Annotated in this window: 13 protein-coding genes; 8 read left to right on the forward strand and 5 right to left on the reverse strand. The window is 34.9% G+C overall.

Annotation, left to right across the window (positions count from 1 at the left end; translation table 11 throughout):
* Positions 1 to 245: 245 nt before the first annotated feature.
* The 6 genes from COL05_RS17845 (at position 246) to COL05_RS17875 (ending at position 5,074) form a co-directional block, all read left to right on the forward strand.
* Positions 246 to 644, forward strand: coding sequence for a DUF2871 family protein (locus COL05_RS17845; RefSeq protein ID WP_098669551.1), 399 nt, complete (start codon positions 246 to 248; stop codon positions 642 to 644).
* Between the two features lie 294 nt (positions 645 to 938).
* The gene (locus COL05_RS17850; RefSeq protein WP_098669552.1) at positions 939 to 2,330 is read left to right on the forward strand and encodes an FAD-binding oxidoreductase; all 1,392 of its coding nucleotides are present in this window, start codon (positions 939 to 941) and stop codon (positions 2,328 to 2,330) included.
* A 4-nt stretch (positions 2,331 to 2,334) separates the two neighbouring features.
* On the forward strand, positions 2,335 to 3,303 hold the full coding sequence (locus COL05_RS17855; protein WP_098669553.1) for a bile acid:sodium symporter family protein: 969 nt from the start codon (positions 2,335 to 2,337) through the stop codon (positions 3,301 to 3,303).
* Positions 3,304 to 3,315: 12 nt separating this feature from the next.
* Positions 3,316 to 3,663 (forward strand): DUF4260 domain-containing protein, encoded by a 348-nt coding sequence (locus tag COL05_RS17860; protein WP_098669554.1) that lies wholly within the window; start codon positions 3,316 to 3,318, stop codon positions 3,661 to 3,663.
* A 23-nt stretch (positions 3,664 to 3,686) separates the two neighbouring features.
* Positions 3,687 to 4,214, forward strand: a complete 528-nt coding sequence (locus COL05_RS17865) for a GrpB family protein (protein WP_098669555.1) — start codon at positions 3,687 to 3,689, stop codon at positions 4,212 to 4,214.
* Positions 4,215 to 4,474: 260 nt separating this feature from the next.
* Positions 4,475 to 5,074: an FMN-binding negative transcriptional regulator gene (locus COL05_RS17875; protein WP_098669556.1), complete on the forward strand. Its 600-nt coding sequence runs from the start codon at positions 4,475 to 4,477 to the stop codon at positions 5,072 to 5,074.
* Positions 5,075 to 5,147: 73 nt separating this feature from the next.
* Here COL05_RS17875 and COL05_RS17880 read toward each other — a convergent pair whose 3' ends face one another.
* From COL05_RS17880 to COL05_RS17900, 5 genes are all read right to left on the reverse strand, one after another.
* Positions 5,148 to 5,336, reverse strand: a complete 189-nt coding sequence (locus COL05_RS17880; protein WP_098669557.1) for a Phr family secreted Rap phosphatase inhibitor — start codon at positions 5,334 to 5,336, stop codon at positions 5,148 to 5,150.
* Entirely contained in the window at positions 5,333 to 6,427 is a 1,095-nt protein-coding gene (locus COL05_RS17885) for a response regulator aspartate phosphatase (protein WP_098669558.1), read from the reverse strand. The genes COL05_RS17880 and COL05_RS17885 overlap by 4 nt, the downstream gene beginning before the upstream one ends.
* Positions 6,428 to 6,679: 252 nt before the next feature.
* Positions 6,680 to 8,143: a protein adenylyltransferase SelO gene (locus COL05_RS17890; protein WP_098669559.1), complete on the reverse strand. Its 1,464-nt coding sequence runs from the start codon at positions 8,141 to 8,143 to the stop codon at positions 6,680 to 6,682.
* 178 nt (positions 8,144 to 8,321) lie between these two features.
* Entirely contained in the window at positions 8,322 to 9,320 is a 999-nt protein-coding gene (locus COL05_RS17895; RefSeq protein ID WP_098669560.1) for an NADP-dependent oxidoreductase, read from the reverse strand.
* A 114-nt stretch (positions 9,321 to 9,434) separates the two neighbouring features.
* Positions 9,435 to 9,836, reverse strand: a complete 402-nt coding sequence (locus tag COL05_RS17900; protein ID WP_098669561.1) for an ArsR/SmtB family transcription factor — start codon at positions 9,834 to 9,836, stop codon at positions 9,435 to 9,437.
* Between the two features lie 475 nt (positions 9,837 to 10,311).
* Here COL05_RS17900 and COL05_RS17905 point away from each other — a divergent pair, with 475 nt between their 5' ends.
* Entirely contained in the window at positions 10,312 to 11,931 is a 1,620-nt protein-coding gene (locus COL05_RS17905) for an FAD-dependent oxidoreductase (protein ID WP_142337547.1), read from the forward strand.
* Positions 11,932 to 12,311: 380 nt separating this feature from the next.
* Positions 12,312 to 13,256 carry a glycerophosphodiester phosphodiesterase gene (locus tag COL05_RS17910; protein WP_098669563.1) on the forward strand — a complete coding sequence of 315 codons (945 nt, stop codon included), beginning with the start codon at positions 12,312 to 12,314 and terminating at the stop codon, positions 13,254 to 13,256.
* Positions 13,257 to 13,323: the final 67 nt, after the last annotated feature.

Genomic DNA, 13,323 nt, shown 5'->3' on the forward strand with positions numbered 1-13,323 from the left:
TAAAGTTTCACTTTATAATAATTAGTATGGATTGCGTAATACGAAATCGCAACATATTTTAAAAGAATCTTGCTTGTTCACATAAAGTTCGTTTGTTTTGTATAAAGGGATATTTTATAATTAGAATTGATTGTAAAGAGTGAGATGCTTATACAATGACTCCTAGGTAACTAGGAGTTTTTACTATATAACTATCATTATTACTAAATATGACACACTACACATTCTACTCAAGGAGGTACATAATGAAAAAATTATATAATGCATCGTTTACGTATTTGATTATCGGTTTATTATCAGGAATTTTCGCTAGGGAGTATGGAAAGTATAAGGGGATTTTAGGATCTACTTTGTTAAATCTTTTGCATACACATACACTTGTGCTGGGCTTTTTCTTCTTTTTAATTGCTTTAGGATTAGCAAAAGTATTCGGGTTTCATGAAGCGAAAAGTTTTAATAAGTGGTTTGTTGTACATAATATCGCATTAACTTTAATGTTAGGTTCGTTAGCAGCGAGAGGGCTTCTTCAGTTAAATGGAGCAGACTTTAAAGGGTTAACGTATATTGTAGGGTTTTCCCATTCGTTAATGGCAGTTACTTTAGTTTGGTTTATGTTGTTAATAAAGAAGTCATTTAAAATATAGTTTTATCCCGCTATTCGTCGGGCAGTAAGACCCCCAACTAAAAATTCAACGAAAGCAAAGAAGTTAGGTNNTGAGGGCTAATAATCAGTGGTGGATGAATACACCCTACTGATTAAAGTTTCACTTTATAGAAAAGAACTTGCAGCAATTGTTGCAAGTTCTTTTTGTTTATTCGACAGTATGAAACGAGTTTCATATGTATAAAACTTGAATTATTTAATTTTTCGGATTATTATGTATAAAATAGTTAGCATATTTTGTAATTCGAATTTATAGTAGGTAGGAGAGTGTATGATGGAAATAACGGTAGAGCGTTTAGTAAATGAATTAAAGGGCGTACTTCCCGAAGATCGAGTAGTTGTAAATACGACAGTAAGAGAGTTACATAGTAAAGATGAATCTTATCATACTAGTAGTTTACCTGATGTAGTAGTTTTTCCGAAAACGACTGAAGAGGTTAGTAAATTAATGAAAGTAGCGAGTGAGCATAAAAAACCTGTCGTTCCTTTTGGGGTAGGTTCTAGTTTAGAAGGCCATGTTATTCCATATGAAAAAGGAATTACAATGGACTTTTCGTTTATGAATAAAATACTCGAAATAAGAGAGAAAGATTTTCTTGTGAGAGTACAGCCGGGAGTGACTCGCTCTCAGCTTAATAAAGAATTGAAAAAGTATGGATTGTTTTTTAGTGTAGACCCAGGTGCAGATGCGACGTTAGGTGGAATGGCTGCCACAAATGCGAGCGGAACGACAGCGGTTAAGTATGGGGTAATGCGTGATCAAGTTCGTGATTTAGAAGTCGTTCTTGCTGATGGGGAAGTCATACATACTGGGAATTTAGCCGCGAAGTCGTCATCAGGTTACCATTTAAATGGTGTTTTCGTAGGATCAGAAGGTACGCTTGGATGCTTTACAGAGTTAACATTAAAAGTATACGGCATACCAGAACATGTTATGGCTGCTAGAGCATCGTTTCCAACTATAAATGATGCAGTAGAAGCTGTTATTCATATACTGCAAGCGGGTATTCCAATTGCGAGAATTGAACTTGTAGATGAATTATCTATGAAACAAGTAAATCATTATAATGAAACAAGTTATAGAGAAGAGCCTATACTGTTTTTAGAGTTTCACGGTAATGAAGCAGGTCTTAAGCAAGATATTGAATTTACGAAGGAAATTGTTTTTGATCATAAATGTAAAGAAGTTGCTTTTGAAACAGAAACTGCGGCCAGAAATAAATTATGGGATGCACGGCATAATCTAGCATATTCTTACGTTCATAGCTATCCTGGTAAAAAGCTTATGAGTACAGACGTATGTGTACCAATTTCAGAATTAGCTGGCGCAATCCAACATGCGAAAGAGACGTTGGATAAGATTGGACTTGTCGGCGGTATTCTTGGCCATGTAGGAGACGGAAATTTCCATGTGCTCTTAATGGTTGATCCAAACGATAAAGAAGAAGTGGAAAAGGCGGACGAAATAAATGAAAGTATCGTTTTATATGCTCTTAAACGAGGTGGAACGTGTACGGGAGAACATGGCGTTGGAATCGGAAAACGGAAGTATCAAGAAGAAGAACATGGGGCGGCATTACTCGTAATGGAAAAAATAAAGAAAGCTCTTGACCCGCAAAATATTTTGAATCCGAATAAAGTTTTTCAGTTGAAGGATAGGGGATGATGGGGTGAAAGTACTAGAAGCGATAAGTAATATAGCTGGAAAGTATTTTGCATTTTGGGTTATTTGTATTGCAGCAATTGCATATTTCATTCCTGGACCATTTCTCGGGTTAACTAGTTACATCACAATTTTACTTGGAGTTGTAATGTTTGGGATGGGATTAACATTAAAGGCTGTTGATTTTAAGATCATTGCTACAAAACCATTGCCAGTTATTATCGGTGTATGTGCTCAGTTTATTATTATGCCACTTGTCGCATACGTACTAGCCTACGTTATGAATCTGCCAGCTGAATTAGCAGCTGGACTAGTGTTGCTCGGTTCAGTACCGGGTGGCACTGCATCAAATGTTATGGTTTATTTAGCAAAAGGGAACTTAGCATTGTCTATTGCAATGACGTCATTATCAACGTTACTAGCACCGATTGCTACACCTCTTATTTTATTATTACTCGCGGGACAATGGATGCCAGTGAATGCTATGTCTATGTTTCTTTCTATCGTACAAGTTATTATCATACCTATTATTTTAGGATTAGTAGTGAAGAAGTTTTTCCCTACAACTGTTACGAAAGAGATGACTGTTATTCCGTTAATATCAGTTTTAGCAATTATCATTATTGTTTCTGCAGTTGTTTCAGCGAATGTAAGTAACATTACTCCTTCAGGCCTGCTTATCTTTATTGCAGTGATGCTTCATAATGCATTTGGCTTTTTACTCGGATATATAACAGCGTTCGTACTTAGACTAGACGAAGGGACAAGAAGAGCTATTTCAATAGAAGTAGGAATGCAAAACTCAGGTTTAGGTGTTGCGCTAGCAACTGCACATTTTGGACCAGCTGCCGCACTCCCAAGTGTATTAGCTGCAGTATGGCATAACATTGCAGGACCAATATTAGCAACCATCTGGTCAAAAAATGCAAAGAATACTTTCAGTGATGAAAATGTATCTGTAAGTATAGAAAAATAGGGATGGTAAAGAATGCAAAAGCGTATTTTACATTTTGAAGGTCTAGTTGTTTTCTTAGCCACGACTTATGCGTATTCAATATATGAATTTAGTTGGATTATATTTTTGGTGTTCCTTTTAACGCCGGATTTATCAATGTTCGCGTATGGGATAAATAATCATGTAGGTGCTACAATTTATAATATATGTCACACATATATTATATCGATAGTAATAGCTATCATAGGTGTCTATTTTAAGGTAGATACCGTTATAATGATTGGCTTAATATGGATAGCGCATATTGGAATGGATCGAATGTTTGGATATGGATTGAAATATGAGACGGATTTTAAGGATACTCATATTCAGAGGTTATAGTTGCTTTTGAGGAGAGGGATACATTGAAACAGAGAATTACTATCGAAGAATATAACATCAAATGGGAGAATGAATTTTATAGACTACAATCGCTCATTAACAATGTAATAAATGAACTAGTTTTGTCCATTGAGCACGTTGGGAGTACATCTGTTAAAGGACTTGCAGCAAAACCAGTATTAGATATTGATATAGTAATAGAAGAGTACGAAATTTTTCCTGAAGTAGTAAAAAGGCTTGAAACGATAGGATACTATCATCAGGCAGAATGGAGTTACAAAGGGAGAGAGGGGGTTGGCAGAAAGGATGCTTTCGTTCCGTGGAGTGAAGAAAGTACAGTTTGGATGGAACATCATTTATATGTGTGTGATAAAAATAGTGAAGAGTTAAGAAGACATATAGCGTTTCGGGATTACCTTCGTGAGCATGAAGACGTTGCTGTTGAATATGGTCGTTTAAAGGAAGAGTTGGCAAGAGAATCGAAAAATCGATCCAGTTATAGTGAAGGTAAGACGGCATTTATTACAAGTATATTAGAAAAAATAAACTAAGGTCGCATTGAGTATATGCGACCTATTCTTTTTTGATTGAAAGCTGCCACTATAAAATAATGGCAAACTGTCCCTGTTGATTGATGCGATTACTAAATATAATAGAAAATAAAGTGAAACTTTAATCGTGGGGGTTTTCTTCATCCCACACTGATTATTAGTTGAACCAATCGGACTTTTATGNNGCTGCATTTTGAGGTGGGGGTCTTACTGCCCATTAAAGCGGGATAAAATAGAAAAGAGCGGAAAAGAGGGAGTTTATGTATATACCAAAATATTTCGCAATACAAGATGAAGAGATGAAATACGAAATAATGGAACAAAATAGCTTTGCAACATTATTTTCTCAACATAACGGGGAACCATATGCAACGCATTTACCGTTGTTATTAAATAGGGAAACACTCACGTTACATGGACATTTCGCACGTCCGAATGAACAGTGGAAAGATATTGAGAGTCAACAAGCGCTTGCTATATTCCAAGGACCGCACAGTTACATATCGCCGTCATGGTATGAAACAAACAATGCAGTACCAACTTGGAATTACGTTGCAGTGCATGTATACGGTGAATTAGAAATTGTTGAGGGTGAACAGGAATTAATTGACTCTCTTCAACAATTAGTACATAAATATGAAGATTCAAAGAGCACGTACTCATTAAACGATGTAAATCCGAATTATATGGCAGGATTAAGTAAGGGAATAGTTGGATTCAAAATAAAGATAAATAAAATAGAAGGAAAAGCGAAGTTAAGTCAAAATCATTCTGTGACAAGAAGAAAATTAGTTGTGGAGGAACTTGAAAAAGTTGATAGTGAGGGGAGCAGGGGGATTGCGGAGTTGATGAGAAAATAAAGTCTACATGAAAGGAAAATATTCTAAATAAACGTATTTAAAAAGACCTTCTTAATTGAAGGTCTTTCATTTTTTAAAGTGTTTTTTCAGCTGTTGTTGAGTTGTAGTCTTTATTTGTGTCAACAGATTGAACAAAGTCAGGTCTTTGTGGTGCCGGGAAATCTGCATGGCCTGCTTGATATGTAAATGAACTATTTAGACCAATAGATACAATACCTAGTACAGATAATCCTAAAACGATAGAACTAATTTTCTTTATCATTTTAATGCCCCTTTCTCAAACGTTTTTTCTTTTGCTTGTAACGCTTTATGAAAATACTCACTTGCTTTTATATGGTTATTTTCATCGTAAAGTTTAATGGCTAACTTTTCTGAATATTCCTGAGTGTAGTTATATAAAGATTCTTTGTCGAAATACGTAATTCCTTCAAGAATAATTTTTTCTAAGTCTTCAGTTGATGCATTATTGTTAAGAGACTCTAAAATTTTAAAGTGAAGCATATATTCTTCATTGTTAAGTTCTGTACAAATTTTTAATCCTTTTTTAATAAATTCTGAAGCGATATTTATTTCACCAAGTTTAGAATGTTCCCTTGCTTGTAAGAAAATTGCTTTAAAATGTGTAGGCATTTTTGTTGTCACTTCAGATAGATGACGAATAGCTAATGTTGATAAGTTTTGATTAGCATATAGCCAACCTAAGTTATTACGCACTCTTAACAGTAATGATTCTTCACCCTGTTTCTGTAAAATATTGATTGCTGAATTATATTTTTCCTCTGCTTGCTCGTATTGTTTTAAATATACAAATGCTGCACCTAATACGCTTTCACAAGAGGCGACATTTTTTTCATATCCTACAGCTTTTATGAAGAATTCTTTTGCTTTGGATGCATATTCAATAGCCTCAATTGGCTGGTAAAAATGATAATAGAAAATAGCCATTCGATAATTAAATTCCCCTTTTTCTAGATCATCAGTGGCATTTACCAGTAGTCTCTCAGCTTTTTCATAATGTTCATTTGCTAAATTATAATTTGTTGTTAAAGTAGCATGAATAGCTTTAAAGAAATGATAGTAGTAAGAAAGTTGGTGATTAGGTGAAATCGCGTAAGAATCTATTTTATTGAAACTGTCTTTTGTGATACTTAAACCGTCAGTTAAAACTTTGAAACGAAAATCTAGTAGAGAATAGTATAATGCTAAGTTTTCATCTTCTTCAAAGTTTAGTTCCTTTTCCTCAATTTCATGCTTTAAGTTTGTCGCCTGGGACACATCTTGTTTAAGCATAGCTAAATACCAATCATTAAATAATTTCGTAATTTGTTTATTACCTTGTAGTTGAACGTTCATGAAATCCCCTCACTTTTTGAATATTCTTATAAAATATATTATCAAAAATAACAATATTTAGAAATGTAATTTTTATTTCTCAATATTTGTTTAACAAGATCATGAGTAAGTCTATTGGAATAGTTAGGTTTTTGTTTTGGAGTAAAGAAAAGGAATCGGGGGAAGTGCATTTTAAAGTTCTAGTTGAGAGGGGAGAATATAAAAAAGTGTGTTCACATAATTTGTATGAACACACTTTTTTATATTAAACCATCAAGTCCCACAAAAAGTACGATAAGGACGATTCGTCGGTGCAGGTGGAACGCAGTATTCTTCTTGCTCTGTAGCATACGCATAAGGATTTGATAGAGCTTCAAGAAGTTTTTCCATTACGCTATAGTCGCCGTTTGTGACAGCTGCTTCTAGCGCTTCTTCTACGCGGTGATTCCTTGGGATGATGGATGGATTATTATTTTTCATCATTTCGTAGGCGTTTTCTTTCGATTCTTCTTGTCTTTCTAATCGAGATTGCCATAGTTTGTACCATTCTTTAAATTCAGGACTTTCAAATAGAGCTGTATTTTCGATCGTATTAAGAGTTAATGAACGGAATGTATTTGTGTAATCTGCTTTATGTTTCTCCATCATTTTTAAAAGTTGCTCAATAAGTGATTGATCTTGTTCCTCACTGCTAAATAGTCCTAATTTCTTTTTCATTCCAAGGAACCACAGGTTTTCATACTGTACGCTAAATTTTGAAATTTCATCTTGAGCAATCTTTAATGCTGCTTCCTCATCTTCATGTAGAATTGGTATTAAAGATTCTGCTAATCGCGCCAGGTCCCATGCGGCCATATATGGCTGATTTCCATATGCGTAGCGACCTTGTGTATCAATAGAGCTAAATACGGTTCCTTGGTCGTAATTGTCCATAAATGCACAAGGGCCGTAATCAATTGTTTCTCCACTGATTGTTATATTGTCAGTATTCATTACACCATGGATAAATCCAACAAGTTGCCATTTAGCGATGAGACTTGCTTGTTTCTTTATGACTTCTTGTAGTAATGCAGTATATCGGTTTTCATGAGCTTCAATTTCTGGATAATGTCTTTTTATCGTATAGTCAGCTAGTGATTGTAGATCCTCGATAGAACCACGAGCAGCATATTGAAATGTGCCGACGCGTATATGACTGCTAGCGACTCTAGTTAAAATGGCTCCAGGTAACTTTGTTTCCCGATATGTTGGTTCGCCTGTTGTGACAACTGCTAAACTGCGAGTAGTCGGAATATCAAGTGCATACATTGCTTCGCTAATAATATACTCACGTAGCATCGGACCAAGTGCAGCGCGACCATCACCACGGCGTGAATACGGAGTAGGGCCAGAACCTTTCAGCTGAATGTCAAAACGTTTACCTGAAGGGGAAATTTGTTCACCTATTAAAAGCGCACGACCGTCGCCTAACATATTAAAATGTCCGAATTGATGACCGGCATATGCTTGAGCTAATGGACGAGCTCCTTCTGGGAGTGCATTACCAGCAAAAACAGCAATTTCAACTTCTTTTTTCAATTCTTCAGGATTAAAGCCAAGAGATATTGCTAGTGAATGATTTAGTTTAACTAGCTCCGGTGAACTTACGGGAGTAGGGGGGATTTCTGTATAAAATGATTGTGGTAAAGTCGTATAACTATGATCTAAATTCCAACCAGCTTCATTATTTTTAGTCATTTTATTTCCTCCTTGTTTATTTTTTTATTATGTATTTGTACGTATGTATTCTTTGCAAAATTAGCTAAAAGTATAATATGATATTTCCCCTTGCAATCTATTGTAAGGACTTCACTGCACTATGTCTATTTAACAGTAAATATAAAGACCCCATTTTAAGAAAATGGGGTCTTTGTTATTATTTTATTTTTACAATTATTTTTCCCTTTGCTCTTCCAGCCTCTGAATATTCCATTGCTTTTTGAGCATCTTCAAATGAAAAAACTCGATCGATTATCGGTTTGATTTTTCCGGCTTCAATATAGTTTGCGATAGTACGTAATTGATCTCCGCTTGGTTTCATAAATAAAAATGAATATTGAGCATTATGCTTTTTTTCAAGTGCAGTAAGTTTTTTGCTCGCTAATGAAAATAAGAGTGTTTTGAAAAATCCCGAACCGAATTCTTTACCGAATCGAGCATTCGGCATACCTGAAACTGAAACAATGTTGCCACCGCTTTTTATAATATTGAATGATTTTTCAAGGGTTGTACCGCCGATTGTATCAAATACTGCATCATAATCTTTTAGTATTTCTTCAAATTTTTCTGTTTTGTAATTAATAATTTCATCTGCGCCGAGAGACTTTACTAAATCGGCACCAGCTTCACTAGCAGTCGTTGTAACGGTAGCGCCCATTATTTTTGCTAACTGAATTGCGAAAGTACCAACACCACCAGACCCAGCGTGAATTAATATTTTTTGTCCTTTTTGTAAATGCATAATATCATGTAGTGCTTGATAGGATGTTAAGCCAACGAGTGGAATCGACGCTGCTTCCTCAAAACTTAAATTTTTTGGTTTTAAAGCTATATCATCCTCATGAATGGCTATATATTCCGCGAAAGTACCGATCTTATTTTTTCTTGGACGTGCATATATTTCATCGCCGACTTTAAAACGAGTCACTTTTGATCCAACCTTTACGATAACACCGGAAAAGTCATTCCCAAGGATTAGGGGCATTTCATATTTAAGTAACATCTTTACTTTTCCATCACGTATTTTAAAGTCAATTGGGTTAATACTAGCTGCATGAATTTCTGCGAGCACTTCATGCTTATTTATTTCAGGCGTAGGTACCTCTGCCATACGCATTGGAACTTTCCCGTATTTATCAATTATCATTGCTTTCATTTCTTATACCTCCAAATTTTAATAAAGTGAAACTTTAATCAGTGGGGGGGTTCTTCATCCCCCACTGATTATTAGTCCTCACCAATCGGACTTTTATGGGCAGTTGATCCCCCATCAAAATTCTTTGCTTTCGTTGGATTTTGATGTGGGGGTCTTACTGCCCGTTAAAGTGGGATAAAAGTTGTGTAATAGCTTTTCGATATCTAATACAAGATTTTTTAATACACCTAATTTTGTACGTATATCAATATAATAAAAGTTTTTTGTACCTTCTTTTCGCATTAAAATAATACCAGCTTCTCGTAAAATCCGAAGGTGATGCGATACCGCTGGTCGAGAAAGGTGTGTTTGTTTCGTGATTTCTTCTACACGTAATCCGGTTTGACATTCCGTTTCCATGAGAACTAACAAAATAGCTTGACGTGTTTCATCGCCAATTGCCAATAATACTTTTTGAGAATCAATAAAATCTTTTTTTATAACATTTAATTGTTCTTGTTTATTCATTTCAATCATTTTACCTCCTGGTAATTAGTCGAAAGGTTTAAGATGATGAACCATTACATCGATACGGTAATGCTACATGATTGTTGAATGGGCTGCAATATTGGGAAAGAAAATCGAGACGAATGAAATTTTATGAGTTGGAAATGGTAGGGGGATAGAAAAGGCTTTAATGATACGTTGTTTACAGATGAGAAAGGATAAGAATTTTAAAAAAAATAAGCAGTCGTGCCCTGTATAACTTATAGGGTTACGACTGCTTATCATGTTTTTATTATGTTATTGTCTACTAAAGTGAGTTGTTTCGTTTTACTCTTTCATACATGCATAATTCAAGCAGATTATAGATGTATGAAAAAGTAAAAGTAATTTGGGGCGTAATCTATCTATATGATAATTTAAAATGAAATATAAGTCTATATTTTAATGTTTTTTTTGATTATATTTATGTCACTGAGCTCAGAACAATGATGTGGAGGATAAATATATGAAATCGAACGATGTACCAGTTTTAATTGTTGGAGGGGGATTATCAGGGTTAGCATCTGCGCTATTCCTTGCAAAACATAACGTTGATTATTTATTGGTTGAAAGACACCCGGCTACTGCAATTCATCCAAAAGCGGGTGGAATCACTTTTCGTACGATGGAGTTATTTCGAGAATTAGGTTTAGAACAAAGAATTAGATCAGCGGGTAAAGCGTTAGAAAATTGCCGCGGAAGAATAGCAGTTCATACGATAGCTGAGGTGAATAAGGAAGAATTGGCAAAAATGCGGGCGACTCAGTATGGAAACGATGAGAAGTTACTTCGAAAAATAGAAGAAATTAGTCCATCAAAACAAACGGCTTGTTATCAAATTACTTTAGAAGAGATCATGTTACAAGAAGCGAGAACATTAGGTGGAGAATTATCTTTTTATCATGAATTAGTTTCTTATGAACAAAATAAGCACGGAGTAATCGCAACGATTCGGAATCGTGAAACGGAGCAAGAGCGCATTATTCATTGTGATTATGTAATTGCAGCGGATGGAGCGAAAAGTAAAATGCGTGAGCAACTAGGGATAAGTACTGAGGGACGAGGTACAATCGGTGGCTATTATATGAATATTTATTTTGCAGCGGATTTAAGTGAGTTTATGCAAGGAGATGCATTTGGTTTTACTATGGTACTTCATCCTGAAGTTCTTGGTGCACTTATTCCAGTTGATAACGAAAGAAGATGGATTTACCATGTATCCTACGATCCATTAAAAGGAGAGCGACCAGAGGATTTCACTATAGAACGTTGTAAACAAATTATTCAAATAGCAATTGGAAGCACAAATGTTGAGCCGGAAATAGTAAGTGTTTTACCGTGGGAAGCGGCTGAAAGTACTTCTACAAAATTTCAAGATAATCGCATTTTTTTAGTTGGCGATTCTGCACATATTATGCCGCCAACAGGAGGATTTGGTTCAAATACAGGTATACAAGATGCACATAACTTAGCTTGGAAATTAGCGGCTGTTATAAAAGGGAAGGCAAAACCAAAATTGTTAGAAACATATCATAAAGAGAGGTATCCTGTTGCAAAATTAACGACGGAGTATGCGAGTAGTTTGTTGTTCCGTGCTGCAAATAGGGAGGAGGGCAGTTTAAATAATATGGATGGTTTAGCTGTAACAGTTGGGTATCAGTATTGTTCAGAAGCAATACTAGATGAATCAGCCACTTCACATAGAATGGATATCGTAGATTTGAATGGAAGACCTGGAACACGAGCACCGCACTTTTGGGGGATGTATAAAGGGAAAGAAGTTTCTATATTAGACTTATTTGGTAACAATTTTGTATTACTTACTGGAGTAGACAATAGTTCTTGGGCTGAAGCCGTATATGATGTTTCATCTAAATTAGGGATAAATATTAATGTGTATCGAGTAGGGTTAAGCGGAGATTTTATTGCTCAAGAAAATGTTTTTCGTGAATTATATGGGATAGAAAATGAAGGAATTGTATTAATTAGACCAGATGGCTTTATTGGATGGCGTTCGGAAAAAGCAGTGGTAAATCCAGATGTAATACTGGAGGAGGTAATGAGTAATTTATTATGTGATTTTTAAGTAACTATGGAAACATTGTCTGATAAGCTTCACTTTACTGAAAAAATAATATTCACAAATATTAATAGGTTTGGTATGATTAATTTCGACAAGTTAATCGAGGCCGGAGATATTTGAGATAAGCCATAAATTTATTTAGGGATACAGCAGTGTCCTCTAAATAATTTATGGCTTTTTTTATTGATGAACTGTAATCAATAAGGAGTTACATGTGAATAGGAGGGATATGGAAAATAAATAGTATAGTAATAACATAGGGGAATTGTATTTGTAAGATTGGAATTTTTATATAAGCTTATAAAAATGATGAAAGTATATCTTCTATTTCGTGTAAATCTCATTAACTTGTTGAAATTTGCAACGTAGGAAGGATTAGAAGGATGAGAAAAGTTATTAGCGTGTTAGTTATTTTCTTTATGACGGGGAGTATCTTTGCTGGGGGAGCTGTTCATGCGAAAGCAGAAGGGCAGCATGAATGGAATACGAATAAGTTTTTAAATATTGCACATCGCGGAGCAAGTGGACATGCACCTGAGCATACTTTTGCTTCTTATGATTTAGTGAAAAAAATGAAAGCGGATTATTTGGAGTTAGATATTCAATTAACTAAGGATGGCCAATTAATTGCAATGCATGATACAGCAGTTGACCGCACTACAAATGGAACAGGTGAAGTACGAGATAAAACATTAAGTGAAATAAAAAGCTTAGATGCAGGATCTTGGTTCAATAAAGCTTATCCAGAAAAGGCTAAGCAAGAGTATGTTGGGCAAAAAGTTCCGACTCTTGAAGAAATCTTCCAAAAGTACGGAAGAAGCATGAAGTATTACATTGAAACAAAATCACCAGATGTGTATCCAGGAATGGAAGAGAAATTATTAGCTTTATTAAAAAAATATAATTTAGTAGGTCAAAACATGTCTTCTAGCCGTGTTATGATTCAATCATTTAGTAAAGATAGTTTAACAAAGATTCATAGTATGAATAAAAATATTCCGTTAGTTCAACTGCTTTGGTATTACCCAAATGAAAACAATGAGATTGTTGAATGGTCTGGCATTACACATGAACCAAAAAGTGTAACAAATGAAGATTTTCAAGAAATTAAAAAGTATGCAGTTGGTATTGGACCAAACTTACGTAATGATAACGGAGAACTAATTATTGATGAGTCATATATGAAAATGGCTAGAAATAATGGGCTGTTAATTCATCCTTATACAATTAATGAGAAACCAGATATGAGATTGTTAATTAAATGGGGTGCTACAGGAATGTTTACAAATTATCCTGATCGATTACATAGTGTGTTAAAAGAAAAATAAATATTAGAAAAGGTATACCGAGGTTTTGGTATACCTTTTCTAATATGCTAGATGATAGAAGTAAAGT

It is taken from the genome of Bacillus sp. AFS059628 (assembly GCF_002571225.1).
In the GTDB taxonomy this organism is placed as follows: domain Bacteria; phylum Bacillota; class Bacilli; order Bacillales; family Bacillaceae_G; genus Bacillus_A.

Coding starts and splice junctions, on each gene's coding strand:
- COL05_RS17845 (WP_098669551.1), top strand. CDS start 246: ATGAAAAAATTATATAATGCATCGTTTACGTATTTGATTATCGGTTTA.
- COL05_RS17850 (WP_098669552.1), top strand. CDS start 939: ATGGAAATAACGGTAGAGCGTTTAGTAAATGAATTAAAGGGCGTACTT.
- COL05_RS17860 (WP_098669554.1), top strand. CDS start 3,316: ATGCAAAAGCGTATTTTACATTTTGAAGGTCTAGTTGTTTTCTTAGCC.
- COL05_RS17875 (WP_098669556.1), top strand. CDS start 4,475: ATGTATATACCAAAATATTTCGCAATACAAGATGAAGAGATGAAATAC.
- COL05_RS17880 (WP_098669557.1), bottom strand. CDS start 5,336: ATGATAAAGAAAATTAGTTCTATCGTTTTAGGATTATCTGTACTAGGT.
- COL05_RS17885 (WP_098669558.1), bottom strand. CDS start 6,427: ATGAACGTTCAACTACAAGGTAATAAACAAATTACGAAATTATTTAAT.
- COL05_RS17890 (WP_098669559.1), bottom strand. CDS start 8,143: ATGACTAAAAATAATGAAGCTGGTTGGAATTTAGATCATAGTTATACG.
- COL05_RS17895 (WP_098669560.1), bottom strand. CDS start 9,320: ATGAAAGCAATGATAATTGATAAATACGGGAAAGTTCCAATGCGTATG.
- COL05_RS17900 (WP_098669561.1), bottom strand. CDS start 9,836: ATGATTGAAATGAATAAACAAGAACAATTAAATGTTATAAAAAAAGAT.
- COL05_RS17905 (WP_142337547.1), top strand. CDS start 10,312: ATGAAATCGAACGATGTACCAGTTTTAATTGTTGGAGGGGGATTATCA.
- COL05_RS17910 (WP_098669563.1), top strand. CDS start 12,312: ATGAGAAAAGTTATTAGCGTGTTAGTTATTTTCTTTATGACGGGGAGT.